The following is a 26,439-nucleotide window of genomic DNA, read 5'->3' as shown; positions in this document are numbered from 1 at the left end:
GTAAGACGCCGTCAGGGCGGAACCCTAAGCGGCCGTTACCGCAGCAATGGATATGCACACAATCCAACTGTGTCGACTGCCAGGCCGCCTTCGCGAGCAAGCCCGCTCCCACAATTTGATCGCGGGGCGTCAGCTAGATAGGTGTCGGCTGGTAGGCCGCCATCGCAGGCAAGCCAGCTCCCACAGTGTTCGATGTAGTGTCAGTTTCAGGAAGATGAAGTTTTATTTAGGAAACATTCAGCAACTTCTTGGCAAAATGTCGCCACTTCTAGTGTGAACGCTCACCAGGTAATCCTATGACCCGCATTTTGACCATCGAGGATGACGCCGTAACGGCCCGCGAGATTGTCGCCGAGCTGAGTAGCCATGGACTGGACGTAGATTGGGTGGACAACGGCCGCGAGGGCCTGGTCCGCGCTGTGAGTGGTGATTACGACCTGATCACCCTCGACCGCATGCTGCCCGAACTCGATGGCTTGGCCATCGTCACCACGTTGCGCACCATTGGGGTGTCCACGCCGATCCTGATGATCAGCGCCCTCTCCGATGTCGACGAGCGCGTGCGCGGCCTGCGTGCTGGCGGCGATGACTACCTGACCAAACCGTTCGCCTCGGATGAAATGGCCGCCCGTGTCGAGGTGCTGCTGCGGCGTAAAAGCACGGTCCAGGAATTCGAAACCGCCCTGCGCGTGGCCGACCTGGAACTGAACCTGATCAGCCGCGAAGCCAGCCGCGCCGACCAGCCGCTGACCCTGCTACCCACCGAATACAAACTGCTTGAGTTCCTGATGCGCAACACCGGGCAGATCCTGTCGCGGATGATGATTTTCGAGGAAGTCTGGGGCTATCACTTCGACCCCGGCACCAACCTGATCGACGTGCACATTGGCCGTCTGCGCAAGAAAATCGACCCACCGGGCCTCACGCCGCTGATCCGCACGGTACGAGGCTCGGGCTATGTCATTGCTGAACCCCTCTAAAGGCTGGCGCTCTTCCAGCAGCCGCTTGCTGGCGCTGTACAGTTCGTTGTTCGTGGCCTGGAGCTGCATCCTCATGGGGGTGCTGTACTACGAAGTGTCGGGCTACCTCAGCGACTTGTCGCGCCATTCCCTGCTGCAACGCCAGCACCTGTTCCAGCGTTTTGACGGCGAAGAGCTGGTGGAGGCGCTCACCACCAGCATGACCTTCGACATGAAGGGCGTGGACGCCTATGGCCTGTTCGATGAGCACTTTCGTCCCTTGAGCGGGCCGATCCGCGCCGTACCACCCGACTTGCCGCTGGATGGCAAGATCCACGCCCTGACCAATTGCGTGCAATCGGATGACCCCAAACTGCCCAAGGACAGCTGCGACGCGGTGGCCACCCACACCGAAGACGGCCGCTGGCTGGTGTTGGTGCGCGCCAACGGCTCGCTGTTCGGGGTCACACGGATTATCTGGCACGCCCTGCTGTGGGCGCTCTCTTTGACCATCATCCCCGGCGCTGCTGGCTGGCACCTGCTGCGCCGTCGCCCGTTGCGGCGCATTCGTGGGATCCAGGCCAGCGCCGAGGCCATCGTCGCCGGCGACCTCACGCACCGCCTGCCGCTGTCCGACCGGCGCGACGAGCTAGACATGCTCGCCGCCATCGTCAACGCGATGCTCGACCGCATCGAAAAACTGATGAACGAGGTCAAGGGCGTGTGCGACAACATCGCCCACGACCTGCGCACCCCCCTCACCCGCTTGCGCGCCCAGCTTTACCGCATCAAGCAACAAGCCGAGGAAGACTCGGCCCACGCGGTAAAGCTCGATGACGCCATCGCCGAAACCGACACCCTGATGGCGCGCTTTCGCGGGCTGCTGCGCATTTCCGAACTGGAAGACCACCAGCGCCGCTCCGGCTTCCTGGTACTGGACCCGCTGCCGTTGCTGCGCGAGCTGCATGACTTCTATCTGCCCCTGGCCGAAGAAGGCGAACTGGAGTTGGTGTTGCAGGCGCCTGACTCACTGCCGTGGATTACCGGTGACCGTGCGCTGCTATTCGAAGCCCTGGCCAACCTGCTGAGTAATTCGATCAAGTTCACCCCGCCCAAGGGCAAGGTGATCCTGCGGGCAGTCAACGACCTGGGCAGTACGCGCATCGAAGTGCTCGACTCCGGGCCAGGCATTCCAGCCGCCGAGCGTGCGTCGGTGTTCCAGCGCTTCTATCGGGTCGATGAGAGTGATCAGCAAGGCGGTTTTGGCCTGGGCCTGTCGATTGTGGCGGCGATCATCAATCTGCACGGTTTCAAGCTGGAGGTCGGTACCAGTGAGTTGGGCGGCGCCCGGTTGGTGCTCGAATGCCGCCAACAATTGATGCCGGAATAGAACCCTAACGCAATGTAGGAGCGAGCTTGCTCGCGAAAAACTCACGGGCGCCGCGTTTATTCAGGAAGCGCGCGTTATCGTTGGCGTTTTTCGCGAGCAAGTTCGCTCCTACATGCGTATCAAGACCATGGGCGCTATAACACGCTGCCCATGGCCTTGATCAACGCCGGGTCACGCGCATAAATATCCGGCGCGTACACCAACTCACCCTGGCGATCCACTTCTACCGTCCAATACCCCAACAGCACCGGTACCGGCGTGGCCAACCTGAATTCATGGGTTTCGCCGGTCGCCAGCAGCTCATCGGTGCGAGTGCGTTCGGCCGGCGTTACCAGCAGGTCGCGCAATAACAACGGTTGCTCGACCCGCACGCATCCCGAACTGAACGCCCGCGGCCCCTTGGTGAACAAGGGTTGGCTGGGGGTGTCGTGCAGATATACGGAATACGGATTGGGGAAACGCATCACAATCTTGCCCAGCGGGTTACGCGGGCCGGCCTGCTGGCGCAGCAGGATATTGCCGGGGCGCGCCCAGTCGACCTGGTCGGGGGTCAACGGGTGACCTTCGGCGTCGAGCACTTGCAGGTTTTGCTGGCGCAGGTATTCAGGGTTGAGGCGGATGGCCGGCAGTTTGTCCTCGCGCATGATGGTCGGCGGGATGGTCCAGGTGGGGTTGAGGGTCAGCCGGGTGATGCGCGACTTGAGCAACGGCGTCTGGCGTTCGGCCCGGCCCACTTGCAGGCGGGTTTGCCACACTGGGATGCCGCTCTGGTACACGCTCAGTTGCGCGGCGGCCACATTGACCACGACGCCTTCAGGCTCCAGGTCCTGGGCCAGCCAGCGGAAGCGCTCCAGGTTGATGCGCAGTTGTTCACGACGCATCGCCGGGCTGATATTGAGTTCGGCCACGGTGCCGGCGCCGATCACGCCGTCGGCCTGCAACGAGTGGCTGAGCTGGAAGGCCTTCACCGCCTTGACCAGTTCGCCCTGGTACTGCTTGCCGTTGCCGCTGGGTAACTGGGCCAGGTAGCCGCCGCTGTGCAGGCGCCGCGCCAGTTCCGGCACGCGAGGGTCATTCATCCCAGGACGCAACAACGTGCCCTCGGCGACCGGGTCCCAATGGGGCAGCGGTTGCTGGCGCACGCCGGCATAGGCATTGCGCAGGCTGCGGTACAAATCGGCGCTGGGCCGGGCCTGATCGAAGGCTTGGGCCATGTCGTGCAGGCCGGTGGCGGCGAACGCCAGTACCTCGGTATTCGGGTCGCCACTGGGTGGCTGGGAGTGCCAGAGGGGCTCAAAACGCGATTGCTGCAGGCGCCCGTAGTGCAAATCCTGCAGAGCTTGCAGGTACTGCTGGCTGTTGGCGATATCGCTGCACAGCACGTTGGCCGTGGCATCCGCCGCAGGCAAGCTATAGTGGGTGGGGTCCAGGCCATCGTCGGCAAGCATCAGCAACTGGGCATGCAAGGCTTGCCGGCGTTCGTCAGCCGCCCATAGCGGGGCATCGCCCTGCTGCTGGTAAAAGGTTTGCAGGCGCGCCAACGCGGCGGCATCGATACGCGGCGCAAGGTGCGGGCAGACACTGGTCAACTGCGCCAAGGCCTGTTGCAGCGGCGCGAGCGCGACCGGTGCAGGGGTGGTGACGGGCAGTGGTTCTAACGGCAGCGTTTCGGCTGTAGCGACCAATGGTGCAACGAGCAGGCAAATGCTCAAGTAACATGCGTGTTTTTTGAACAATTGACTTAGCTCCACTCCACAGCGGGGACTCGACTGTAGATGCTGACTTTTATACGCAGGCGCAGGCTAACCAGCCTGGGCTTGATCACCGGGTGCCTGGCTTTATTGAGCAATGTTGCGCTCGCCGCCAATGGCACCTCTCTTTCCCTGTATAGCAGCCTGGCGCGCTCTGCTCCAGAACTCAATCCCACCGTCCTCAAAAGCGCCCTGAGCGCCGTGCAGTGCGCGGTCAATAACGGCGAGGAACGTTCCGATCGCCTAGCGGTTATTGACTACTCCCAGCCCTCGACCGCCCGTCGCCTGTGGATCTTCGACTTGCGCAAAAAGACCTTGGTATTGCGCGACCTGGTGGCCCACGGTGCCAAGTCCGGGGAAAACTTCGCCACCCAGTTCTCCAATCTCGAAGGCAGCCACCAGTCGAGCCTGGGGTTGTTCCGCACCCAGGAAAGCTACCTGGGCGCCCATGGCTACTCGCTGCGCATGGATGGCTTGGAGCCGGGCTTCAATGACCAGGCCCGCGACCGCGCCATCGTGATTCATGCCGCCGATTACGTCAGCCCGTTGTGGAGCAAGCGCGAAGGCCGCATTGGCCGCAGCCAGGGTTGCCCGGCCGTGCGCCCGCAGGTCGCCCGCCAAGTGGTGGACAAGCTCAAGGACGGGCAGTTCATGTTTTCGTGGTACCCCGACCAGCGCTGGCTGAAGTCATCGACCTACCTCAATTGCAAACCCCAACAGGTGGCGAGTAGTCGTACAATCCGTGGCGGATAGCCTGTCCCCATAGATAAAAGAGAGCGTCGCATGCTTCTACACACCTCCACCTGGATCGAAATCGGGCAGTTCCTGGAGCGCAGCCGCACGGTGGTGATTCCCATCGGCTCCAACGAGCAACATGGACCCACTGGCCTGTTGGGCACTGACTGGATGTGCCCGGAAATCATCGCTCATGAGGCACAGAAGCACGCCGATATTCTCGTCGGCCCGACCTTCAATATCGGCATGGCCCAACACCACCTGGGCTTTCCCGGCACCATCTCCCTGCGCCCTTCCACCTTTATCGCTGCGATTGGCGACTGGGTGCGTTCGCTGGCCGGGCATGGTTTCGAAAAGATCCTGTTCCTCAACGGCCACGGCGGCAATATCGCCACGATTGAAGCGGCGTTCTCAGAGCTGTACGCCGAAGCCAGCTTCGCCCGCCGCCCTGCCGGGTTCGCGCTGAAGCTGGTGAACTGGTGGGATCTGGAGGGCGTCACTGACCTGGCCCAGCGTCAATTCCCGGTCGGGCATGGCAGCCACGCCACGCCGTCGGAAATTGCCGTGACGCAGTGGGCGTATCCGGACTCGATCAAGTCTGCCGAGTACTCACCGCAAATCGCCAACACCGGCCCGATTCGCGAAGCCCTGGACTTCCGTGCGCGCTTCCCTGACGGCCGCATGGGCTCGGACCCGGCGTTGGCCACCGTGGAGAAAGGCGGTGAGTTGGTGGCGTTGGCGGCGCAAGGGCTGGTCAAGACCGTCGACAGCTTCAGCAACGAAGCCAAACCCTGAGCCAAATGGGGCCAATACCCTGTAGGAGCGAGCTTGCTCGCGAAAGACGTCAACCATAACGCGCGCTACCTGAATAAACGCGGCGCCTATGAGTTTTTCGCGAGCAAGCTCGCTCCTACAGGGTGGGTTTGCGTTGTGCCTGGGTTTATTTGCAATCCTGGGCGGCCTGCTCAAGCCGTGACGGCTTGATCGCCGAAGCCAGCGGCTTGCGCTCATACAGGAACACCTTGGTGCCGTCCTGGGACTTGTAGGCCTCCAGCACATCATCGGCGGCAATCTTGCTGGTCAACAGCACCTTGGCGTGGCGCGAGTTCTGGGTAACGGTCGAGGTGATGCCATGCTTTTCCAGCTTGGGCAATACGCATTGCACATAGCCGTCGGGGGTCTTGTTGGTTTGCAGGGTCAGCGATGGGGCATTGGGCGCCGTGATACAACCGGTCAGCAGCAACGAAGCACAAGCCAGGGCCGGGGCGAAGAAAGAGCGCATATTCATTCCTGAAAATAACCAAATAGGGTTCACAACCATTCGCGGGTCAACCTGCGCGAACCAGGGCCTTGAGCGACGCATCGAACTGCTTCAGGGCATCTTGCTGTACATCGCGTTGTTGCTCGATCAGTGCAGCAATCTCCGGGGCCGCCTTGTCGTGCACCCACACGGACGGCACGTGCTTGTCCACCGAGCCTTCGGCCTTGGCGATAAACTGCAGGTTCGCATCAAAGAAGCGTGCGACAAAGCGCGCCTCGACCCGGTCATTACGCTGGGTGAGCAATTGGTTATGGGTATCGAGCACCACCACCACATCCGGGTGCGCCTGCACCAGGGCATCCAGGCTGCTATAGACCGTCACCGAGGCAAAAGTGCCCTGCAACGAGTGCATCAACCAGTCGATCGCCAGTTCCGGGTCGGAGCTGTTGACGAACGCCTCGCGAATCCGCCCATCCAGCGCATCCTTGGCGCCGTTCAGTGCCATGGCGTGGTAGCGTTCGAGGTAGCTGAGGTTGTCGCGGGTGTTTTCACTGAACAACACCCCCACCGACTGGGCACGCTGCAGGGAGTCTACGCTACCCACCAGGGGCAGCAAATGGCCTGTACGCACTTGATCGGCCATCGCCGGGGTGGTCATGACCGCGGTGCCCAGCATCAGGGCCATCAAAGCCAACTGGATAATCGTCCTCATCGCGCATTTTCCTTGGGCTGCGTCTCGATGTGCCGATTCTGCGCGTTTGGCGAAAAAACAGAACTTGTGATCCTTGATGGTGACTATCATTTGAACCGATAGTGTCAGGCCGCCCATAAAATCTATAAGGACCCCGCCATGAAGCCCTACCAGAAAATCTTCGATCGTATCCGCGAGGCAGTACTGCCAGAGTTTCGCGAGCGGGTCGCCGACTACCTGGTCGAGTACGAAACCGTGCTGCTGGACTCAAACGCCGACGCCGCAAAAGGCAGCGCCAGCGCCGAGCAACTGCGCGGCTACTTGCGCGGTTTGAACACCATGCGCGTGCTGGGCATGGCTGATTGGGAAGACCTCGACCGGCGTGTCGCCCAGCAGGCAGAGCTAGAGCGCGGGCCGTCGCAGCTCGACCCACTCCCGCACTGACGGCCGCTGCCACTGGCGTTGCGCGTAGGCCACCAGCTGCGTGGGTACGGCGTCACCATTGAGGATCAGGCGATTGAGCATCACCGCCAGGTCCACATCGGCAATCGACCACTGGCCGCACAGGTACTCGCGGTTATCCGCCAGCAACGCTTGCGCCGCGCTGATCAACTTGGTCGCGGCGGCTTGAGCGTCTGCTGACAACGGCGGCCTCTTCTGCCCACAGAACACCACCAGCGTCGAGCGCTCCTGGCGAATCGGCAGCAGGTCGCTGCGTAGCCACGCCTGGACCTGTCGCGCCCTCGCCCGCTGCTGCACATCCGCCGGGTACACGCTGGTCTCGGGGTAGGCCTGGTCCAGGTACTCGGTGATGGCCGAAGACTCCGACAGCGCAAAATCACCATCTACCAGAGTCGGCACTCGCTGGGTCAGGGAGCGTTGGGCGAAATCTGCCGCTTGGTTCTGCCGGGCATCGAGGTCCAGGGTGAGGGTCTCGAACGCCAGGCCTTTTTCGCGCAAGGCGACAAACACCGACATGGCATAAGGGCTGGTAAACAGCGAATCAACGTAGAGGTGCAGCGGGCCTTGGCTCATGGGCAATCTCCTGGGATGAGCCATCACGCTACGAGATCCGGGCCGATAAAGACAATGCAGGGTTTTTATGGGGGCATTCCTGGCGGGAATAGCGCGGGTAGTGGCAATATTATGGCTACCGCTGATTTTCAAGGAAGGAACAGCACATGAAACAAGCAGTTGTGGTTATCCACGGCATCGGCGAGCAGCGCCCAATGGACACCTTGCGCGGCTTTGTCGAAGCGATGATCCCCACGGACACCCCCGATGGCAAACCTCTGTACTGGAGCAAGCCGGATCGGCTGTCGCGCAACTTCGACCTGCGCGTACTGAAGTCCTCGGGCCGCACCTCGACGGATTTCTATGAGTACTACTGGGCCCACAAGATGCAGGGCACCAAGCTCGGCCATCTGCTGGGCTGGCTGTGGGACATCTTCAAGCGCCCGCGGCGCGACATTCCCGACGCCATCGTGCCGATCTGGCGTAGCACGCGCTGGACGGTGTTGGCGTTACTGCTATTGATTGCCAGCGGCGCACTGGCCGCAGCCTGGGGTCAGTTGCCCGCCAACGACAACCCCTTCGCGCTGATCCCCCTGCTGCTCGCGGCCATGGGACTGGGGCTGCGCTATTCGGCGCTGGCGTACCTGGGAGATGCCGCACGCTACTTAAGCCCCAACCCGCAGAACGTGAGGGTGCGCGAGCAGATCCGTGCCGATGGTGTCGACCTCCTGCGTGCGCTGCACAACCAGGGTGACTACGAGCGCATCATCGTCGTGGGCCACAGTTTGGGCAGCGTGATTGCCTACGACATCGTCGGCTACCTCTGGCATGAATACCACGACCAACTGACCCAACTGAACCCCAGCAACCGTGAGCTGGCGGCCCGTTATGCCAACCGCGAACCGCTGCAACCGGTGGTCAAGGAGGCCCTGCCCGCCGCTGGCGCCTTACTGGACGGCAGCCTGGGCAGCCTGTTGAATTTTCGTCAGCAACAGGCCGAGGCATTCGTCGAACAGCGCGGCCTGGGCAACCCCTGGCGCATCACCGACCTGGTCACGGTCGGCAGCCCGATGGCCCACGCCAGCCTGTTGCTGGGCCGCAGCGTCAGTGACTTCCAGCAGCGCATGGAGCGCCGCGAAGCCCCGGCCTGCCCGCCTACCGAAGACACCCAAGGCTACGGCTACAACGCCCGCCAACCGCTGATGCTCGGCCAAAAGCCCTTCACCCCGCACTACCTGCACCACGCCGCAGCCTTTGCCGTCACGCGCTGGACCAACCTGTACTTCCCTGCTCCCTTCGGCGTATTCGGCGACATCGTCGGCGGCCCGGTCAAGCCGGTGATGGGCGGCGGCGTGCTGGACTTGCCGGTGACCGTGGGCAATGGCAAAGGCTGGCTGGCCAGATCCTGGCTCAGCCACACCCATTACTGGAGCGAACGCGGCGGTACACAGGGTTACCTCAGTGCACTGGGCAAGGATGAACAGGCGATCACCCAAGGCCCGCGCCCTTCGGCCACTGAAGCATTGCGGTGGGCAATTGACCTTAAGGGGGTGCGGCGGTTTCGACGTGTTGGCGCCCAGCAAAGCCTGGCGCCAGAACATGCCTAACCGGCGAAGCCACCGGCCTTGAGGAAGGCGAGCTCTTCATCGGTGCTCGCCCTGCCCAACACCCCATTGCGATGCGGAAACCGCCCGAACCGCTCAATGATATCGGCATGCTCCTTGGCCCAGTGATAGGTGCTGTTATCCAACTGCCGGTTCAGGGCCAGAGACCGTTGCTGGTCCTGTGGGTCTTCCGAATGTTCAAAAGGCAAATAGCAGAACGCGCGCAACTGAGGTTCAACCTGTTGATCCAACCCCGCGTCCACCATCTTTCGCGCATACAACCGGGCCAGCGGGTCGGTGGCGAACATGTGCGCCGTGCCGCGAAAGGCGTTGCGCGGGTACTGGTCCAGCAGGATCAGTAGCGCCAGCGCGCCATCCGCCGTGGTCAACCAGTCTTCGAGTTCACGCCGCGCCGCCTGCATATGGGTGGCGTGGAAGCTGTCACGAAAGGCTGTATCGAACGCCTCGTCCTTGGCAAACCAACGCTTGGGCCCCGCCTGTTTCCAGAACGCGATTACGGCTTCGGCCGATTGTGGGGTCATGCTTGTCATCAGCGCCTCGCTTAATGTTATAGAATAACGTCAATATTGTGCCTGCGTGTGATCCTCAACTTATGACTGACGCTATGACTTTACGCAAACGCCTGTTGTCCATCGATGCCCTGCGCGGCCTGGTGATCCTGTTCATGTTGCTGGACCACGTGCGGGAAACCTTCTTGCTGCACCGCCAGGTCAGCGACCCCATGAGCATTGACAGCACCGAGCCAGCGTTGTTTTTCAGCCGCACCCTCGCCCACCTGTGTGCGCCGGTGTTTGTGCTGCTTACCGGATTGTCGGCGTGGCTGTATGGCCAGAAATATCAGGGCCGTCGCGACGTGTCGGCATTTTTGTTCAAGCGCGGGCTGTTCCTGGTGGTGCTGGAGTTCACCCTGGTCAACTTCGCGTGGACCTTCCAACTGCCGCCCAGCGTGATCTATATGCAAGTGATCTGGGCCATCGGCATCAGCATGATCGCCCTTGCCGCGCTGGTCTGGCTGCCGCGTGCCTGGCTGATCGGCGTGGCGCTGGTGATTATCGCCGGGCACAACCTGTTGGATGGGCTGCACTTTGCAGCGGGTTCGATGTGGCATGTGCCGTGGACGATCTTGCATGAACGCAACTGGATTGAAGTGTCTGACAACCTGCGCCTGCGCACCACCTACCCGGTACTGCCATGGATCGGTGTGATTGCCCTGGGCTACGGCCTCGGGCCATGGTTTGCCAATGCCACGCTGCCGGCTGTGCGGCAGCGTTATTTGCTGATCGCGGGGGTGGGCGCGTTGGTGGGTTTTGGGCTGTTGCGCGCGCTTAATGGCTACGGCGAGCAGCCTTGGCAGGTGTATGACAGCGGCGTGCTGACGCTGATGAGCTTTTTCAACATCACCAAGTACCCGCCTTCGCTGTTGTTCCTGGCGTTGACCCTGGGGATTGGCTTGCTGTTGCTGCTGGCATTTGAACGCGCCGGGCATAAGCGCTGGATCGGCGTGCTGGCAGTGTTCGGCGCGGCGCCGATGTTCTTTTATCTGTTGCACCTCTACGTATTGAAAATCCTCTATGTCGCCTGCGTTGCGCTGTTTGGCCTCAACCATGGCAATTATTTTGGCTTCGACGGTATCGGTGCGGTGTGGTTGGCAGCGCTGCTGTTGCCGATTGCCCTGTACTTGCCGGTGCGCTGGTTCGCCGGCCTGAAAGCCCGGCGGCGCGACCTGGCGTGGCTCAAATACCTCTGACCTGATGCTGGCAACTGTGGGAGCGGGCTTGCTCGCGAAGGCGGTGCGTCAGCCACTGCTGCTGTGACTGAAAGACCGCCTTCGCGAGCAAGCCCGCTCCCACAGTTTTAACCGCGCCGGGCTCAGGAATCAGGCCAGTTCGGCACGCAGTTGGCGAGCGGCGGTGACCATATGAATGAGCGCCGCCTCGGTCTCCGGCCAGCCGCGCGTCTTCAAGCCGCAATCAGGGTTCACCCATAGACGCTCTGCCGGAATCCGCTTGGCGGCCTTGCGCAGCAAATTGGCCATTTCCGAGGCATCCGGCACCCGTGGCGAGTGGATGTCGTAGACCCCCGGGCCGATCTCATTCGGGTAGGCGAAGGCTTCGAACGCGTCGAGCAGCTCCATGTCCGAGCGTGAGGTTTCGATGGTGATCACGTCGGCATCCATGGCGGCGATGGACTCGATCACGTCGTTGAATTCGCTGTAGCACATGTGGGTGTGGATCTGGGTTTCATCGCCCACGCCACTGGCGCACAGGCGGAACACTTCGGTGGCCCAGTCCAGGTAGTGCTGCCACTGCGCCTGGCGCAACGGCAAGCCTTCACGAAAGGCCGCTTCGTCGATCTGCACGATCTTGATGCCGGCCGCTTCCAGGTCCACCACTTCGTCACGAATCGCCAGGGCCAGTTGCCGGGCCTGCATTTCGCGGCTCAGGTCTTCCCGTGGGAACGACCACATCAGCATGGTCACCGGGCCTGTGAGCATGCCCTTCATCACTTTGTCGGTGAGCCCTTGGGCATAGCGAATCCACTCCACGGTCATGGCTTTCGGGCGGCTCAAGTCGCCGACAATCACCGCGGGTTTCACACAGCGCGAACCATAGCTCTGCACCCAGCCAAACCGGGTAAACACGTAGCCATCCAGTTGCTCGGCAAAGTACTCGACCATGTCGTTACGCTCGGCTTCACCATGCACCAGCACATCCAGCCCAAGATTTTCCTGCACCTCAACCGCATGCTTGATCTCACTGTGCATGGCTTCGATGTATTCGGCTTGGCTCAACTTGCCAGCCTTATACGACTGGCGCGCCAGGCGGATCGAAGCGGTCTGTGGGAACGAGCCGATGGTGGTGGTCGGGAACAGTGGCAGGTTAAGCCCGGCCCGCTGTTTTTCGATGCGCTGGGCAAATGGCGACTGACGCTGGCTATCCTGGGCAGTGATGGCGGCGACACGGGCCTGAACAGCGGGTTTATGGATACGTGACGATGCAGCACGAGCCCCCTGCACGGCGCGGCTTTCGGCCAGGGCGGCGAGTACGTCAGGTGCTGACGGCTGGTCAACCGCCTTGGCCAGTAGCGCCACTTCCGCGCACTTTTGTACGGCAAAGGCCAGCCAGCTTTTCAGTTCGGCATCCAACTGATCTTCCCGCTCAAGATCCACCGGGCTGTGCAGCAGCGAGCAGGACGGCGCGACCCACAGGCGATCGCCCAATTTCTCATGGGCATGCTGCAAGGTAGCCAGGGCTTTTTCCAGGTCGCAGCGCCACACGTTTCGGCCGTTGACCACACCCAGGGACAGCACCTTGTACGCTGGCAGGCGGTCGAGGATCGTCGGGTACTGGTCCGGCGCACGCACCAGGTCGATATGCAAGCCATCCACCGGCAGGTTCGCGGCCAGGCCGAGGTTTTCTTCCAGGCCACCGAAGTAAGTGGCCACCAATTTTTTCAGCGGGTCGCGCTGGATCAGGTTATAGGCGCGCTCAAAAGCGTTCTTCCACTCCTGGGGCAGATCAAGCGCCAGGATCGGCTCGTCGATCTGCACCCACTCCACGCCCAATTCGGCCAGGCGCTGGAAGATCTGGCCATACAACGGCAGCAGTCGTTCGAGCAGGTCGAGCTTGTCGAAGTCAGCGCCCTTGGCCTTGCCCAGCCACAAGTAGGTCAGCGGGCCGATCACCACGGGCTTGACGCGGTGCCCCAAATCGAGGGCTTCCTGGACCTCTTCGAACAGTTGGTCCCACGCCAGGTGGAATTGCTGATCGACGCTGAACTCCGGCACCAGATAGTGATAGTTGGTATCGAACCACTTGGTCATCTCCTGGGCATGGGCACCGCCGCAGCAGCTGTCGCTGACGCCACGGGCCATGGCGAACAAGGTATGCAGAGTGGCCTGGCCATCGGCCGGGCGGAACCGCTCAGGGACCACGCCGAACATCAGCGAGTGGGTCAGCACCTGGTCGTACCAGGCAAAATCACCCACCGGCAACAGTTCGATGCCGGCTTGCTGTTGAAGCGCCCAGTGGGTGCTGCGCAAATCACGGCCAACAGCGCGCAGGCCGGCTTCGTCGAGCTCACCCTTCCAGAACGCTTCCTGCGCTTTTTTCAGTTCACGATCGCGTCCAATGCGTGGAAACCCGAGGGAATGAGCGACTGCCATGACTTACAACTCCGATGGTGTGATTGATGGCGGTTATTGTCGGCAGAGGGGTGTCTTGAGACAAACTCATTTTGTTCTAGATCATCACAAGATTTACTCATGTTTAGGTGGGCAGGATATTGGCGGCGCTACTGCGGGGTTTGTGTTGCCAGGGCGGCCGTCATCGCGGCCTCGCTTAGGCTCGAGCGCTCCCACAGTTTGGGCGGGGTGGTTCTTATGAACGGTCATACTTACGCCCTATGCTTAACGTGGCGCGCAAAAACCGCCGGCTAACCTTTCGATCTGTTCCAAGTGCGGGCACAATGCGTGTCCTTTTTTGGCAGGCACCGCCGCAGGCTCTCAAAAATGATCAAAACGCCGTACTACCTCATCGATAAACAGAAGCTTCTGGTCAACATGCAGAAGATTGCCTACGTGCGCGAACAGTCTGGCGCCAAGGCTCTGCTGGCGCTCAAGTGCTTTGCCACCTGGTCGGTGTTCGACTTGATGCAGCAATACATGGACGGCACCACCTCGTCGTCGCTGTATGAACTCAAGCTCGGTCGCCAGAAGTTCGAAGGTGAAGCGCACGCCTACAGCGTGGCCTGGGCCGACGATGAAATCGAAGAGATGCTGGAGAACTGCGACAAGATCATCTTCAACTCCATCAGCCAACTGCAGCGTTTTGCCGAACGCAGCGAAGGCAAGACCCGCGGCCTGCGTGTGAACCCGCAGGTGAGCAGCTCTGACTACCTGCTGGCCGACCCGGCGCGCCCGTTCAGCCGCCTGGGCGAATGGGATCCGGTGAAGATCGATGGCGTGATCGATCAGATTTCCGGCTTCATGTTCCACAACAACTGCGAGAACGGCGACTTCAGCCTGTTCGACAAGATGCTCGGCACCATCGAAGAACGCTTCGGTGCGCTGTTGCACAAGGTCAAGTGGGTCAGCCTCGGCGGCGGCATCCATTTCACCGGTGAAGGCTATGCACTGGATGCGTTCTGCGCACGGCTCAAAGCCTTCTCCGAGAAGTACGGCGTGCAGGTCTACCTGGAACCCGGCGAAGCGGCGATCACCAACAGCGCCTCCCTGGAAGTCACCGTGCTCGACACCCTCTACAACGGCAAGAATCTCGCCGTGGTAGACAGCTCCATCGAAGCCCACCTGCTGGACCTGCTGATCTACCGCCTCAACGCCAAACTGGCGCCGAGCGAGGGTGAACACACCTACATGGTGTGCGGCAAATCCTGCCTGGCTGGAGACATCTTCGGCGAGTATCAATTTGATCGTCCGCTGGCCATCGGCGATCGGCTGTCGTTCATCGACACCGCAGGCTACACCATGGTCAAGAAAAACTGGTTCAACGGCCTGAAAATGCCGTCCATCGTAGTGAAACAACTCGACGGTACAGTCGAGGTGGTTCGTGAATTTGGTTACGACGACTACCTGTCCAGCCTGTCCTGAGCTGGCGGATAAAGGAGAGATAAAGCAATTGAAAAAGAACGTTCTTATCATTGGTGCAGGAGGTGTCGCCAAGGTGGTGGCCCACAAGTGCGCGCAGCACAACGACGAACTCGGTCGTATTGCTATCGCGTCGCGCAACATCTCCAAATGCCAGGCCATCATCGACAGCGTCAAGGCCAAGGGTAGCCTCAAGGTTCCCGCCGATATCCAAGCCTTCGCGCTGAACGCCCTGGACGTGGAAGCGACCAAGGCCCTGATCCGCGAGACCGAATCGCAGATCGTCATCAACGTCGGCTCCGCGTTCCTCAACATGTCGGTATTGCGTGCCTGCATCGACACGGGCGTGGCTTACCTCGACACTGCCATCCACGAAGAGCCGGGCAAGGTCTGCGAGACCCCGCCGTGGTACGGCAACTACGAGTGGAACCACCTGCAAGAGTGCAAACAGAAGAACATCACCGCCATCCTTGGCGTGGGCTTCGACCCAGGTGTCGTCAACGCGTATGCCGCGCTGGCGCAGCAACAGCATTTCGACCGCATTGATTCGATCGACATTCTCGACGTCAATGCCGGCTCCCATGGCAAATACTTCGCCACCAATTTCGATCCGGAAATCAACTTCCGCGAATTCACCGGGCAGGTGTGGAGCTGGCAGAACAGCCAGTGGACCAGCAACACCATGTTCGAAGTCAAACGCACCGACGACCTGCCGGTAGTCGGCTCGCAGAACCTCTACCTCACCGGCCACGATGAAGTGCACTCGCTGTCGAAAAACCTCGACGTGCCCAACGTGCGTTTCTGGATGAGCTTCGGCGAACACTACATCAACGTGTTCACCGTGCTGAAAAACCTCGGCCTGCTCTCCGAACAGCCGGTCAAGACCGCCGAAGGCCTGGAAGTGGTGCCGTTGAAAGTGGTCAAGGCCGTGCTGCCCGACCCGTCTTCGCTTGCGCCTGGCTACACCGGCAAGACCTGCATCGGTGACCTGGTCAAAGGCACCAAGAATGGCCAGCCGCGTGAGATGTTCATCTATAACGTGGCTGATCACGAAGAGGCCTATGCCGAGACCGACAGCCAGGGCATCTCCTACACCGCAGGCGTACCACCGGTAGCCGCTGCGCTGCTGGTTGCGCGTGGCGAGTGGGATGTCAAGCACATGGCCAACGTCGAGGAACTGCCGGCTGAGCCGTTCCTCAAGGCGCTGGATGTGATGGGCTTGCCGACTCGGATCAAAGACGAGCACGGTGATCGGGCCTGGGATGCGACGGCCTGATAGGCCATAGCTGACCGAGCAAAAGAATGCGCCCCCAGGGGCGCATTTTTTGTTTGGGCTCACCCACAGTTCAAAGAACAATACAGATTCAAAATGTGGGAGATTCTATATTTGCCCACAGAATCAGCGCCTGGCACCGATCCCCTGTGGGAGCGGGCTTGCTCGCGAAGGCGGTGTGTCAGTCTCTGAGTCTCCAACTGAACCACCGCTATCGCAGGCAAGCCAGCTCCCACACTCGTTTTGTATTGCCCACAGAATCAGCGCCTGGCACCGATCACTTGTGGGAGCGGGCTTGCTCGCGAAGGCGGTGTGTCAGTCAATAATTCTTCAACCAAACCACCGCCATCGCAGGCAAGCCAGCTCCCACAATGAGTCGCCGGTGTATCTGGGGCTTCGGCTCACTCCAGGTTCGGCGCCGAATTATTCCGCGCCCTTGAGCACTGCAACAGCACAGGGGCTCACATTGGCGCAGGCGTGGCCTGGTATAGCTTGTTGGATAGGTTGAACGTTCGTTAAATCGCCAAGCACTCTTGCAACTGTCAATTCCAACAGGTTACCGCCTAGGAGAATGCCGTTAGTCTGAGCGAGCCAGTCATCGATTGGCTCACCCATTCACCATGTGCGAAAGGAATCGTCCATGAAACGGCAAATCTCTTCAAACACCCTCACGGCACGCTTGGCTGGCCTGGTCTATAGCACCTGCTGCTACCTGGTGTTCTTATTCACCCTGCTGTACATGATGGGCTTCGTAGGGGCTGTGGTCGTGCCCAAACACATCGACTCCGGCGCGCGCATCGACTGGGCGCTGGCACTCATGATCAATGCGTCACTGATCATTGTGTTTGGTGTCCAGCACAGCAGCATGGCGCGTAAACGCTTCAAGCGCTGGCTGGCAGTCTTCGCCCCGGCAGCGGTGGAGCGTTCCAGCTATGTGCTGCTCTCCAGCCTGATGCTCGCGCTGCTGTTCTGGCAGTGGCGGCCTATTACGCACACCGTTTGGGCGGTTGACGCCGCCTGGGCCAAGGCACTGCTGACCGGCCTGTTCTGGCTGGGCTGGGGCATCGTGGTGCTGGCAACTTTCTTGATCAGTCACTTCGAGTTGTTCGGGCTGAAGCAGGCCATTGATCGCTGGCGCAACGCCCCACCCTCAGGCCTGACATTCCGGACGCCGCTGCTCTACAAAGTCGTGCGTCATCCGCTGTACCTGGGCTTCCTGATCGCCTTTTGGGCAACGCCGCATATGACCGTGGGGCATCTGCTGTTTGCGCTGGGGATGTCGGTGTATCTCTTCATCGGCGCCCGTTTCGAAGAACGGGATTTGGTGGCGCTGTTTGGTGAGCGGTATCGGCGTTATCAGCGTGAGGTGGGCATGGTCGTGCCACGTCTCAACAGGCCCCGTCGTTAGCGCTCGAGTGTGTCGCACGCTCTGCGTGGGAATGCACTCAAATCCAGGGCATATATTTCATCGGTAGCTGCTGCGCTGCTGGTTGCGTGTAACGAGTGGAACACGAAGTACATGTCCAACGTCAAAGAGCTGCCGGCCGAGCCACTCCTCCCAACGCTGGATGTGACGGGCTTGCCGACTCGAATTAGAAACAGAAATGGCGATCGGGCTTAGGATGCAATCGCCTGCAAGCGATAGCTGACAGAGCAAAAAATGCATCTGAAGGGGCACACTTTTAGTTTGGGCGAGCATCGACCTCGAAATCAACGAAGGTAAAAAAAAGCGATTTGATAATCCGAGATACTATTTTGGTATCATCGGATATTCGCCATCAACCCACCACATAAACAAGGATGTTGATCAATGACTCCTCGCCCATTCAATCCCCTGGCGCTTGCTGCTCTTTTTATAGGTTTAGCAGGCTGTAAAATGGCGCCACCTCTAAATGGCTATACGCAGTATTACCAGTCGGCAAATGGATTCACACCAGAAATCATCGCGGCAGAGCGCTCAGGGCCGCCCCCCGCTGTGCCGATAATCGACCATGCCACACTAAGCACCTACGAAAACGTCGCAAGAACTTGGTTCCGTCGTGGATACGCAGCTGTTGGTAAATCCGAATTCAATTCGTCCATGCCGGTTCCTGAACAACAAGCTCTTGATCAGGCAAAGGCCATTAAGGCTGATCTAGTAATCATTATCGAACCGCAATACCAAGGCACCACGACTACCACGACGAAAGTATCCAGACCTACATCCAGCACTTCTGTTACGTCAGTCACGGCAGGCAAACTGAACGGTTCGGCAACCACCTCGACATACGGTACTACAACGGATTACGTGCCGATTACCCAGAAGCAAGTAGCCTATGGCGCACTCTACTTTGTCAAAGCACATATCATCCTTGGCGCAGCCACTATTGAACTGGATGAAGCAGAACGTCAGTCTCGTCAGACGAACTATGGCGTGAAAATCACGATGGTTTCCGATGACTCACCCGCTTTCAAAGCCGACTTACTGATCGGAGATACTATCGAGAAGCTTGATGGCCAGCGCATCAGCAGTGCGGCTCATCTATCGAGCTTGATTAATGCGAAGAAAGGTCAAGTCATCAATTTGTCCCTAACCCGCAAGGGTAAGGCTTTCGAGAAATCAATCCAACTCAACAATTGACGCTTGATCACCAGTCAGATAGCGCCTACCCATCGGCCTAGGCAGTGATCACTTCCAAGCTCTGCATTGGCACCAAAAAGTGCGCCCCGCAAGGCGTGGCGCTGTGGTGAACGCTATCGGTAGAACGACTGTGCCGCGGCTGAACAAGCCCATAGCCAACCTTAGCTTGCTCGCGAAGATCGTCAACGATGACACGGGTAACTTGGATGACCGCAGAGCCTGGGCGTTTTTCGCGAGCAAGCTCGCTCCTACAGTTCAACGAACAATGAAGATCAAAATGTGGGAGCTGGCTTGCCTGCGATGGCGCTGTGTCAGCCAGCACATACAGCACTGAAAAACCGCTATCGCAGGCAAGCCAGCTCCCACAGACGATTTGCGGCGTTAGGATATTTCCCACAGTTGTTTCAGGTTGTCGCTCGGAACTTCACTGACTAACCTCTGGGCCGTCGCTGCCAATTCAGCGGCCGGATTTGACCGTCCGACCTTGTTAACGAACTGCTACGCCCTGCACCTCTTCAGGCGTTTTTTTTGTGCCTGAGGTATTGTGTCGCGGCAGTTGTGCGCGGGATACCTTCGGGTATGCCGGGTTCGTTGACAACCGGTCGGTCAACCCGCGTACAGCTGCCACCCTCTTCGCTTGACCGCGAACGCTGGCGGCTCCACTTGTCGACGGAGCTTCACCATGATCAAAGACACCCCAAATCCCCCAGAAACGCTCTTCACCGTACGCCCCGAGCTAGGCACAGAAACATTGTTGGTCAATGCATCCCAGGATCTAGCCTCCATCAGTGACATCGCTGCTCATCTAGCCTTTGAAATCGACGGTACCCAACGCAACGTAGCGCTGGGCATCTGCCGCATGCTCGAAGGTGTGCAGTTGCTCGTGGACAAGGCGCTGGATGACACCCACCCAGCCACTTGACCTGATGCTCGCGCCGCGCCCTTACCCACTGTAGGAGCGAGCTTGCTCGCGAAGATCGTCAACGATGACGCGGGCAACCTGGGTGACCGCAGGGCCTGGAAGTTTTTCGCGAGCAAGCTCGCTCCTACAGTGGGGTAAGGTCTCGGACGTTTCCCACAGCTGTTTCAGGTTGTCGCTCGGAACTTCACTGACTAACCTCTGGGCCGTCGCTGCCAATTCAGCGGCCGGATTTGACCGTCCGACTCCCAACTGCATCTGTGCCACATCGAATCAGGCGTTTTCTTTACGCCTGCTGTATCGTGTCGCGGCAGCTGTACGCGGGATACCTCCGGGTATGCCGGGCTCCTTGGGACCGGTCGGTCAACCCGCGTATAGCTGCCACCCTAATTCGTTTGACCGCGAACGGTGGCAGCTCCATATCCCTTGGAGTTTCACCATGATCAAAGACAGCCCCAACCCACCAGAACAACTCTTCAATGTGCGCCCCGGCCTAGGCACCGAAACCCTGCTGATCAACGCCTCCCAGGATCTAGCCTCCATCAGTGACATCGCTACTCATCTAGCCTTTGAGATCGACGGTAGCCAACGCAACGTAGCGCTGGGCATCTGCCGCATGCTCGAAGGTGTGCAGTTGCTCGTGGACAAGGCGCTGGATGACACCCACCCAGCCACTTGACCTGATGCTCGCGCCGCGCCCTTACCCACTGTAGGAGCGAGCTTGCTCGCGAAGATCGTCAACGATGACGCGGGCAACCTGGATGACCGCAGAGCCTGGGCGTTTTTCGCGAGCAAGCTCGCTCCTACAGTGATCGATGGCACTGAAAAACCGCTATCGCATGCAAGCCAGCTCCCACAAGAACAATCTCAAAAAACCGACCACCCAATCCGCTCACTCAACAATTCCAACGCCTTCATCCCCGCCAGCGAATTACCCGCTGCGTTCAGCTCCGGCGACCACACGCACACTGTGAACTGCCCCGGCACTACCGCGACGATCCCGCCGCCGACCCCGCTCTTGCCCGGCAGGCCCACGCGGTAGGCAAAATTGCCCGCTTCGTCATACAGCCCGCTGGTGGCCATGATCGAGTTCACTTGCTTGGTCTGGCGCGCCGTCAGCACTTGCTCGCCACTGTGGGCACTCACGCCTTCGTTGGCCAGAAAGCTGAACGCTCGGGCCAGGTCCAGGCAGCTCATCTGCAACGCGCAATAGTTGAAGTAGCTGTGCAGCACTGCGTCCACATCGTTATGAAAATTGCCGAACGACTTCATCAGGTAGGCCATGGCCGCATTGCGCGCACCGTGCTGGGCTTCCGATTCGGCCACGACGCTGTTGACCAGGATCTGCGGGTTGCCCGACAGGCGCCGCACAAAATCGCGCATCGACAGAATCGGCACGGCGAAGCGTGACTGGTTGATGTCGCAGATCACCAGCGCGCCAGCATTGATAAAGGGATTGCGCGGGCGTCCACGCTCGAACTCCAGTTGCACCATGGAGTTGAACGGCTGCCCCGAGGGCTCATGGCCCAGGCGTTCCCAGATGGTTTCGCCACCATGGTCGATAGCCTGCACCAGGCTGAAGACCTTGGAAATGCTCTGCACCGAAAACAGCGTGTCGGCATCACCGGCGCAGTAGGCCGTGCCGTCGTTGCCGTAGACCGCGATGCCGAGTTGGTGGGCGGGCACGTCGGCCAGCGCGGGAATGTAATCGGCAACTTTGCCGAGGCCGATCAAGGGGCGCACTTCGTCGAGGATCGACTCCAGCAGCGCCTGCATAGCTTGTCCTGTCATCTTTGTTTGAATCAGTGATAAACGAGGCGCGGAGGATACTTCAGTGGGCGCGCAACACCCACACAATCTCTACCACCCGCTCGGCAACCACCACGTAGATCAGGATCAATAACAGTTGCAACGCCAAGTGATAACGCAACTTGGCCAGCCGGCGAATGCCGTCGCTGACGTTCAACAACATCAGCAGCGTCGACAGCACAATCAAGCCCCACCCCGCGACGCTGGAAGCAAACAGACCGATCAGCAAATCGTGCGGCCCCACCAGCGCGTTGGTCCCCGCCGCAAACAACAGCGCGCAGACCAACAGGTTCTTGACGTTGTCAAAAATCTGCGTGCTCAGGTCGTTTTCCAGCAACGCCAGATACCGCGTCCATAAAGTGCGCATGCTTGATTACCGAGTGGGAAGGCTCGTCAATCAAGGTAGTTCAATTGTGGACGCTGTCGAGCTTTGGCCGGGCTTAGAAATGCGCCACATCCGACACTTCTGTGTCCAGCACGTCCTGGGCCAGCGCCCAGGCGCGGTCCTTGGATTCCACCACCAGCAGCGGGTAGCCCCAGGCCTTGCCGAACGTCACGGCGAAGGGCTTGAGAGCCAGGCGCTTGGCGGCGCTGGGCTCCACCTGGATCATGCCTTTGACGTAGGCGCGCAAGGCTGCTTTGTTTTTCTTCATCCAGATAGAGGCGCGCTTGCGCTCTTCGTGGGCGTGTTCGTGATTGTTTTCATCCACGGTTTTTTCGTGCAGCAGCAAGAAGGGCTGCTCACGGGCCAACAAATGTTCGAAGGTCAGTAAGGCATCTTCCGGCCCGCCGTCGTTAGGCGCGTCGAAAAAGATTTTCACCACGGGGAAAGTCGAACTGTCGAGTCGCATGGCTAAGCTCCTTGGATGAGATTGGTTCTCATCATAGAGCGCAGGTCGCTGGACAGCATTGCGCAGAATAGCCAGAATGTTTCGCAATCCAGCCAAGGCAGTTCCCACCATGGTTCATCACCGCCTCGACCAGTACGACCCCTGCCGGGTTCGCGACGCCGCCGCCATCCCTCGCTCGATAGTGGCCGTGGGCGCCTCGAGTACCTCCGAGCGCTGGGAACATACCCCTCACCACCATCAACACGGGCAGTTGATCTACACCTTGCGCGGCGTGGTGCATTGTGTGATCGAGGCGGGTATCTGGATCGTGCCGCCGCAATGCGCGTTGTGGATTCCCGGCGGGGTGACCCACGCGGCCCGTGGCGCTGGCGAAGCGGACGTGTATTGCCTGTTGATCAACCCGGACGCCGCCCGCGCCCTGCCCCGGCAATGCTGCACACTGTCGGTGTCGCCATTGCTGCATGAGTTGATCGGCAAGGCGGTGAGTTTCCCGCAGCTCTACGACGAAGACGGCGCCCAGGGCCGGCTGGTGGCGACATTACTCGATGAGTTGGCCCAGGCCCCCATCGAAGCCCTGCATCTGCCGATGCCCCAAGACCCGCGCTTGCATCGGCTGGCCAACAGCCTATTGGCCAACCCCGGCGACAAATCCACCTTGGGCGAATGGGCCGTGCGCATCGGCATGAGCGAGCGCAGCATGACTCGCCTGCTGCTGGAAGAGATCGGCCTGAGCTTCGGTCGCTGGCGCCGGCAGTTGCATGTAATCCTTTCACTGCAACGCCTGGCCAACGGCGAGAGTGTGCAGAGCGTGGCGCTGGACCTGGGTTATGAAAATGCCAGCGGGTTTATCACCATGTTCCGCAAGGCCATGGGCCAACCGCCGGCGCGTTACCTGGCGGACCGTGCCAGTACCGTCGGGCCGCACAGCAACGCGTCAACTATCGCCTTGACGTGAGCTGTTTGGATCTAACTTGTCGAGATAACGCGCCAATACTTCGCCAGAGAATTGGGCCTCGCGAATACCACTACCCTCAAGAAACCGCACGGTGTTGCTGCGATCCCAGGAATAATTTTCTTGGTAAAGCTCAAGGATGGACTGATCTGCGTGCATCGGGTCTTTGAACATTCCAAGCAATGGGTAAAGTAATGCTTCGGGGTTGTGTTCCCACAATGCGAGCCAATTTTTATACGGGACAACCGAAAGCGTTCGGCCATAATGCTCGCCCACCCGCTCACAAAATGCTTTGAGGTCCAGATTGGTGGATTCTGGTTGGCACAGGTTAAACTTCAACCCCAGCGCTTGGGGGTCGCGGGAAATATGGGCCACCGCCTCAACCATGAAATCCACAGTGGTCAAGCCTTCCCGCATACGCTCCAGATCGGGTACCGCGCCATACGCCAGGCAGGTGCGGATAAAGCGCCCCCACCATTGGTAGTGAGCACACTCGCCAGTCACGCTATGACAGGTGGCATAACCCAACCGAAAGGTCATTAATGGCAGACCTCGGGACGCGGCCAGATCTGCGAGTTTTTCCATCACCCACTTACTCTGTACATAACCCAGGTCATCGCGAATAGCCGGTACGTTTTCGTCGATATCATCCTGTTCGTACACATGGCTCTTATGGGTGAAACGATGGCCCCAGCTATAGATTGAGATGGTCGACATCAGCATCAATGCCTTTGTCTTTTGCGCACCGCAAAAATGGAGAATTTGCTTGAGACCCTCTACGTTATCTCGCCTCATATAGCTGTAAGGCATGATGAAATTCACTGCGCTTGCCGAGTGATAGACCACATCCACGCAGCGCGCCAAATGGGTGAACACTTCTTTCCCTAAACCTAATTGCTCAGCCGCCAAGTCACTCACGTACACGTGAATGCGCTTCCAATCGCTTTCGCTGATGGGCACTTGGTAACGCTCGCTGACTTGCTGCAGCCTCACCAGCCCAGCCGGCGTATTGTCACAACGAATCGGGCAATGAATATGGGCGATTGAGGTGGTCAATAGTTGGTGCAAGAGATGAATACCGACAAACCCGGTCGCGCCAGTCAGTAAGGTATGCTCGGGACTCTTCAATTGCATCGACTCGAAGCCTGGCGCGAAACACATGTCCAGCGGGAGCGCCCCATCGGCTTCGAAAGCGTGCACACGCTCGGCCCCTTTTTCTCCATGTAAAGACTGAGTGCGTCGGTGTAATGTGGCCGCTAGATCCTCAAATACCAGATGTTCATATATGTCGCGCACCGCCACGTGAATATTGAACTGTACTGACAATTTCTCCGCCAATCCTGCCACGCCCAGGGAGTGCCCACCGACCTTCAGAAAGTTGTCTTGGGGGCCAAAATCAGCGTGACCCAACACCTCAAACCACGCCCTCGCCAACGTAACTTGTGGGCCCGGCGTAAAGCGTTGTATATCCAACGCTACGGTCGGCATCGCCTGCAATAGAGTCAACAGAGCTGGCCTGTCTATCTTGCCATTGGCATTGGCAGGTAGCCTGTCAAGGCGATGGAATAACTCGGGCACCATATAATCAGGCAAATCCATAGCAAGGCTGCGTCGCAGCTCTGCAACCAATCGCCCGCTATGCACCTGCCTGTTGCGCGGTACGACAAAAGCAACCAAGCGTTTTTGCGCTTGTGTACCGGTGTCTTGCACCACCACCGCCGCGCTGTTGATGCTCGGCTCTTTGAGCAGGCGCGTCTCTATTTCACCGGTTTCGATACGGTAGCCACGAATCTTTGTTTGCCCATCCATGCGGCCCAGAAACTGAATCCGTCCATCCGCCAACACTCGGGCCTGGTCTGCGCTGCGGTACAACCGGCACTTGAGCGTGGGTGAATAAATAAAGCGCTGCGCAGTCAACTCAGGCGCACCCAAATAACCCCGAGCAAGGCCCGGCCCGGCAATACAAAGTTCCCCCACCTCGCCAACTACGAGCTCGTTGAGGTGTTCATCCAGAATATGAATGCGGCAGTGATCTATCGCATAACCAATCGATGCAGGCCTTTGTAAGCGTTTGCTCTGAACCTCATTACGAGTGACGTAAATAGTGGTTTCGGTGGGGCCATAGCAGTCAAAAACACGATAAGGCAGATGGTCGACTTCCACGGGATGGAGTTTTTCACCGCAGGTGTAAAGACAGCTCAAGGCTAATCCTTGCGGCTGCCTGGCGTTCAGCACGTCATAAATTCTCAACGTGGGTACAAAGCCATGGGTGATCTGTTTCGCGACACAGAATGACAAGTAGTCATCGCTATTGAGCAGCGCATCCTGACCCGGAACATACAGACAGGCCCCTGCCGTCAGCGCGGACCAGATCTCAAGTTGGCAAAGATCAAACCCCACTGCGGCCATGAAACTGCAACGACTGGAAGACGTCACACCCAAATCTCGATTGTGCTGCATCATCAATTGCGCGACGCTGTGATGTTCGATCACTACACCTTTGGGCTCGCCCGTAGTGCCCGAGGTAAAAATCACATAAATCGCATCATCGCCTCGGACACCAACAGGCTGATAACTCAACACTTGACTGGAGTTCAGCAGCTCGCTGACGGTTATGACTTCGGTTGCCGGCAAGGGCTCGACATCATGGCGTTGAGTGGAAAGGATGATTGAGGCCGCGCATTGCCTGGCGATATAGGCTTTACGGTTATAGGGCAGTTGGCGGTCCATCGGAACAAACGCCGCACCGCGCTTGATGACGCCAAGGAATGCAACGATCAACTCAATGGAGCGCTCGCCCTGCACCAGCACGTAGTCACCCCGCCCGATAGTGCGGGACTGCAAAAAGGCCGCAACTTTAGAGCTTCTGTAATCCAGCTCTGCGTAAGTAAGACATTCTGTCTCGGTCACGACTGCCAGAGCAGTAGCGTCCTGAGCGAGACGATCTGCAAATAAATCCAGCACCGTGTCCGTCAGCATCTCAA

Annotated in this window: 24 protein-coding genes and 3 pseudogenes; 17 read left to right on the top strand and 10 right to left on the bottom strand. The window is 59.3% G+C overall.

Annotated features, from left to right (window positions below):
* Positions 1 to 296 precede the first annotated feature (296 nt).
* Positions 297 to 980: a response regulator transcription factor gene (locus tag QK296_RS24155; RefSeq protein ID WP_003191687.1), complete on the top strand. Its 684-nt coding sequence runs from the start codon at positions 297 to 299 to the stop codon at positions 978 to 980.
* Positions 958 to 2,349, top strand: coding sequence for a HAMP domain-containing sensor histidine kinase (locus tag QK296_RS24150; protein WP_057711779.1), 1,392 nt, complete (start codon positions 958 to 960; stop codon positions 2,347 to 2,349). Before QK296_RS24155 ends, QK296_RS24150 begins: the two co-directional genes overlap by 23 nt.
* Positions 2,350 to 2,483: 134 nt before the next feature.
* On the opposite strand, the gene QK296_RS24145 is transcribed toward QK296_RS24150, so the two are convergent.
* Positions 2,484 to 4,085 (bottom strand): L,D-transpeptidase family protein, encoded by a 1,602-nt coding sequence (locus tag QK296_RS24145; RefSeq protein WP_034135743.1) that lies wholly within the window; start codon positions 4,083 to 4,085, stop codon positions 2,484 to 2,486.
* Positions 4,086 to 4,124: 39 nt separating this feature from the next.
* On the opposite strand from QK296_RS24145, the gene QK296_RS24140 reads away from it, so the two are divergent.
* Positions 4,125 to 4,853, top strand: a complete 729-nt coding sequence (locus QK296_RS24140) for a murein L,D-transpeptidase catalytic domain family protein (RefSeq protein ID WP_003191690.1) — start codon at positions 4,125 to 4,127, stop codon at positions 4,851 to 4,853.
* Between the two features lie 30 nt (positions 4,854 to 4,883).
* Entirely contained in the window at positions 4,884 to 5,630 is a 747-nt protein-coding gene (locus QK296_RS24135; protein WP_169855898.1) for a creatininase family protein, read from the top strand.
* 145 nt (positions 5,631 to 5,775) lie between these two features.
* On the opposite strand, the gene QK296_RS24130 is transcribed toward QK296_RS24135, so the two are convergent.
* Together QK296_RS24130 and QK296_RS24125 are read right to left on the bottom strand one after the other, a co-directional pair.
* On the bottom strand, positions 5,776 to 6,117 hold the full coding sequence (locus tag QK296_RS24130) for a hypothetical protein (RefSeq protein ID WP_034135746.1): 342 nt from the start codon (positions 6,115 to 6,117) through the stop codon (positions 5,776 to 5,778).
* 46 nt (positions 6,118 to 6,163) lie between these two features.
* The gene (locus QK296_RS24125; RefSeq protein WP_034135747.1) at positions 6,164 to 6,808 is read right to left on the bottom strand and encodes a hypothetical protein; all 645 of its coding nucleotides are present in this window, start codon (positions 6,806 to 6,808) and stop codon (positions 6,164 to 6,166) included.
* 138 nt (positions 6,809 to 6,946) lie between these two features.
* Between QK296_RS24125 and QK296_RS24120 the strand changes: the two genes are divergently transcribed.
* A complete protein-coding gene (locus QK296_RS24120; RefSeq protein ID WP_003191695.1) occupies positions 6,947 to 7,231 on the top strand; it encodes a hypothetical protein in 285 nt (94 codons plus the stop codon).
* Here QK296_RS24120 and yfcF read toward each other — a convergent pair.
* Positions 7,190 to 7,822, bottom strand: coding sequence for a glutathione transferase (gene yfcF, locus QK296_RS24115; RefSeq protein WP_057711776.1), 633 nt, complete (start codon positions 7,820 to 7,822; stop codon positions 7,190 to 7,192). The genes QK296_RS24120 and yfcF overlap by 42 nt on opposite strands.
* 146 nt (positions 7,823 to 7,968) lie before the next feature.
* Between yfcF and QK296_RS24110 the strand changes: the two genes are divergently transcribed.
* Positions 7,969 to 9,408, top strand: a complete 1,440-nt coding sequence (locus tag QK296_RS24110) for a hypothetical protein (protein ID WP_057711775.1) — start codon at positions 7,969 to 7,971, stop codon at positions 9,406 to 9,408.
* On the opposite strand, the gene QK296_RS24105 is transcribed toward QK296_RS24110, so the two are convergent.
* Positions 9,405 to 9,947 (bottom strand): DUF924 family protein, encoded by a 543-nt coding sequence (locus QK296_RS24105; protein WP_282391475.1) that lies wholly within the window; start codon positions 9,945 to 9,947, stop codon positions 9,405 to 9,407. The two genes, QK296_RS24110 and QK296_RS24105, sit on opposite strands and share 4 nt — an antisense overlap.
* A 71-nt stretch (positions 9,948 to 10,018) precedes the next feature.
* Between QK296_RS24105 and QK296_RS24100 the strand changes: the two genes are divergently transcribed.
* Positions 10,019 to 11,173, top strand: coding sequence for a DUF1624 domain-containing protein (locus QK296_RS24100; RefSeq protein ID WP_047711024.1), 1,155 nt, complete (start codon positions 10,019 to 10,021; stop codon positions 11,171 to 11,173).
* A gap of 129 nt (positions 11,174 to 11,302) precedes the next feature.
* On the opposite strand, the gene metE is transcribed toward QK296_RS24100, so the two are convergent.
* A complete protein-coding gene (gene metE / locus QK296_RS24095) occupies positions 11,303 to 13,591 on the bottom strand; it encodes a 5-methyltetrahydropteroyltriglutamate--homocysteine S-methyltransferase (protein WP_078803242.1) in 2,289 nt (762 codons plus the stop codon).
* A 345-nt stretch (positions 13,592 to 13,936) separates the two neighbouring features.
* Here metE and QK296_RS24090 point away from each other — a divergent pair, with 345 nt between their 5' ends.
* The 9 genes and pseudogenes from QK296_RS24090 to QK296_RS24050 form a co-directional block, all read left to right on the top strand.
* Positions 13,937 to 15,034, top strand: a complete 1,098-nt coding sequence (locus tag QK296_RS24090) for a carboxynorspermidine decarboxylase (RefSeq protein ID WP_032896982.1) — start codon at positions 13,937 to 13,939, stop codon at positions 15,032 to 15,034.
* 28 nt (positions 15,035 to 15,062) lie between these two features.
* Complete coding sequence (locus QK296_RS24085) at positions 15,063 to 16,307, top strand: saccharopine dehydrogenase family protein (RefSeq protein ID WP_047711026.1); 1,245 nt, start codon at positions 15,063 to 15,065, stop codon at positions 16,305 to 16,307.
* Between the two features lie 637 nt (positions 16,308 to 16,944).
* Complete coding sequence (mddA, locus tag QK296_RS24080; protein WP_282391462.1) at positions 16,945 to 17,712, top strand: methanethiol S-methyltransferase; 768 nt, start codon at positions 16,945 to 16,947, stop codon at positions 17,710 to 17,712.
* Between the two features lie 63 nt (positions 17,713 to 17,775).
* Positions 17,776 to 17,925: pseudogene (locus tag QK296_RS24075) on the top strand (saccharopine dehydrogenase); the annotation flags it as partial.
* 189 nt (positions 17,926 to 18,114) lie between these two features.
* Positions 18,115 to 18,924: a PDZ domain-containing protein gene (locus tag QK296_RS24070; RefSeq protein WP_282391460.1), complete on the top strand. Its 810-nt coding sequence runs from the start codon at positions 18,115 to 18,117 to the stop codon at positions 18,922 to 18,924.
* Positions 18,925 to 19,606: 682 nt separating this feature from the next.
* Positions 19,607 to 19,846, top strand: a complete 240-nt coding sequence (locus tag QK296_RS24065; protein WP_032896978.1) for a DUF6124 family protein — start codon at positions 19,607 to 19,609, stop codon at positions 19,844 to 19,846.
* A gap of 42 nt (positions 19,847 to 19,888) precedes the next feature.
* Positions 19,889 to 19,978 (top strand): annotated as a pseudogene (locus QK296_RS24060) (outer membrane lipoprotein carrier protein LolA); the annotation flags it as partial.
* Between the two features lie 304 nt (positions 19,979 to 20,282).
* On the top strand, positions 20,283 to 20,522 hold the full coding sequence (locus tag QK296_RS24055; protein ID WP_282391456.1) for a DUF6124 family protein: 240 nt from the start codon (positions 20,283 to 20,285) through the stop codon (positions 20,520 to 20,522).
* 42 nt (positions 20,523 to 20,564) lie between these two features.
* Positions 20,565 to 20,654, top strand: a pseudogene (locus QK296_RS24050) (outer membrane lipoprotein carrier protein LolA); the annotation flags it as partial.
* Positions 20,655 to 20,710: 56 nt separating this feature from the next.
* Here the strand turns inward: QK296_RS24050 and glsB are convergent.
* The 3 genes from glsB to QK296_RS24035 form a co-directional block, all read right to left on the bottom strand.
* Complete coding sequence (gene glsB, locus QK296_RS24045; protein WP_056787397.1) at positions 20,711 to 21,619, bottom strand: glutaminase B; 909 nt, start codon at positions 21,617 to 21,619, stop codon at positions 20,711 to 20,713.
* Positions 21,620 to 21,674: 55 nt separating this feature from the next.
* Positions 21,675 to 22,019 (bottom strand): hypothetical protein, encoded by a 345-nt coding sequence (locus tag QK296_RS24040; protein WP_003191720.1) that lies wholly within the window; start codon positions 22,017 to 22,019, stop codon positions 21,675 to 21,677.
* 73 nt (positions 22,020 to 22,092) lie between these two features.
* The gene (locus tag QK296_RS24035; RefSeq protein ID WP_003191721.1) at positions 22,093 to 22,503 is read right to left on the bottom strand and encodes a hypothetical protein; all 411 of its coding nucleotides are present in this window, start codon (positions 22,501 to 22,503) and stop codon (positions 22,093 to 22,095) included.
* Between the two features lie 109 nt (positions 22,504 to 22,612).
* On the opposite strand from QK296_RS24035, the gene QK296_RS24030 reads away from it, so the two are divergent.
* Positions 22,613 to 23,458, top strand: a complete 846-nt coding sequence (locus tag QK296_RS24030; RefSeq protein WP_137205103.1) for a helix-turn-helix transcriptional regulator — start codon at positions 22,613 to 22,615, stop codon at positions 23,456 to 23,458.
* Here the strand turns inward: QK296_RS24030 and QK296_RS24025 are convergent.
* On the bottom strand, positions 23,438 to 26,434 hold the full coding sequence (locus tag QK296_RS24025; RefSeq protein WP_169855905.1) for a non-ribosomal peptide synthetase: 2,997 nt from the start codon (positions 26,432 to 26,434) through the stop codon (positions 23,438 to 23,440). The genes QK296_RS24030 and QK296_RS24025 overlap by 21 nt on opposite strands.
* Positions 26,435 to 26,439: the final 5 nt, after the last annotated feature.

The organism is Pseudomonas sp. AL10, from assembly GCF_029960685.1.
Lineage (GTDB): Bacteria > Pseudomonadota > Gammaproteobacteria > Pseudomonadales > Pseudomonadaceae > Aquipseudomonas > Aquipseudomonas lactis.
The sequence above is the reverse complement of the archived record's forward strand: the minus strand, read 5'-3'. Positions and strand labels throughout refer to the sequence as shown.

Bases quoted from the DNA above. Each gene is read 5' to 3' on its own strand.
- QK296_RS24030 (WP_137205103.1), top strand. From the start codon at position 22,613: ATGGTTCATCACCGCCTCGACCAGTACGACCCCTGCCGGGTTCGCGAC.
- QK296_RS24065 (WP_032896978.1), top strand. From the start codon at position 19,607: ATGATCAAAGACACCCCAAATCCCCCAGAAACGCTCTTCACCGTACGC.
- QK296_RS24070 (WP_282391460.1), top strand. From the start codon at position 18,115: ATGACTCCTCGCCCATTCAATCCCCTGGCGCTTGCTGCTCTTTTTATA.
- QK296_RS24135 (WP_169855898.1), top strand. From the start codon at position 4,884: ATGCTTCTACACACCTCCACCTGGATCGAAATCGGGCAGTTCCTGGAG.
- QK296_RS24035 (WP_003191721.1), bottom strand. From the start codon at position 22,503: ATGCGACTCGACAGTTCGACTTTCCCCGTGGTGAAAATCTTTTTCGAC.
- QK296_RS24025 (WP_169855905.1), bottom strand. From the start codon at position 26,434: ATGCTGACGGACACGGTGCTGGATTTATTTGCAGATCGTCTCGCTCAG.
- QK296_RS24130 (WP_034135746.1), bottom strand. From the start codon at position 6,117: ATGCGCTCTTTCTTCGCCCCGGCCCTGGCTTGTGCTTCGTTGCTGCTG.
- QK296_RS24155 (WP_003191687.1), top strand. From the start codon at position 297: ATGACCCGCATTTTGACCATCGAGGATGACGCCGTAACGGCCCGCGAG.
- mddA (WP_282391462.1), top strand. From the start codon at position 16,945: ATGAAACGGCAAATCTCTTCAAACACCCTCACGGCACGCTTGGCTGGC.
- QK296_RS24100 (WP_047711024.1), top strand. From the start codon at position 10,019: ATGACTGACGCTATGACTTTACGCAAACGCCTGTTGTCCATCGATGCC.
- QK296_RS24150 (WP_057711779.1), top strand. From the start codon at position 958: ATGTCATTGCTGAACCCCTCTAAAGGCTGGCGCTCTTCCAGCAGCCGC.
- QK296_RS24140 (WP_003191690.1), top strand. From the start codon at position 4,125: ATGCTGACTTTTATACGCAGGCGCAGGCTAACCAGCCTGGGCTTGATC.
- QK296_RS24090 (WP_032896982.1), top strand. From the start codon at position 13,937: ATGATCAAAACGCCGTACTACCTCATCGATAAACAGAAGCTTCTGGTC.
- QK296_RS24105 (WP_282391475.1), bottom strand. From the start codon at position 9,947: ATGACCCCACAATCGGCCGAAGCCGTAATCGCGTTCTGGAAACAGGCG.
- metE (WP_078803242.1), bottom strand. From the start codon at position 13,591: ATGGCAGTCGCTCATTCCCTCGGGTTTCCACGCATTGGACGCGATCGT.
- QK296_RS24120 (WP_003191695.1), top strand. From the start codon at position 6,947: ATGAAGCCCTACCAGAAAATCTTCGATCGTATCCGCGAGGCAGTACTG.
- yfcF (WP_057711776.1), bottom strand. From the start codon at position 7,822: ATGAGCCAAGGCCCGCTGCACCTCTACGTTGATTCGCTGTTTACCAGC.
- glsB (WP_056787397.1), bottom strand. From the start codon at position 21,619: ATGCAGGCGCTGCTGGAGTCGATCCTCGACGAAGTGCGCCCCTTGATC.
- QK296_RS24055 (WP_282391456.1), top strand. From the start codon at position 20,283: ATGATCAAAGACAGCCCCAACCCACCAGAACAACTCTTCAATGTGCGC.
- QK296_RS24040 (WP_003191720.1), bottom strand. From the start codon at position 22,019: ATGCGCACTTTATGGACGCGGTATCTGGCGTTGCTGGAAAACGACCTG.
- QK296_RS24125 (WP_034135747.1), bottom strand. From the start codon at position 6,808: ATGAGGACGATTATCCAGTTGGCTTTGATGGCCCTGATGCTGGGCACC.
- QK296_RS24110 (WP_057711775.1), top strand. From the start codon at position 7,969: ATGAAACAAGCAGTTGTGGTTATCCACGGCATCGGCGAGCAGCGCCCA.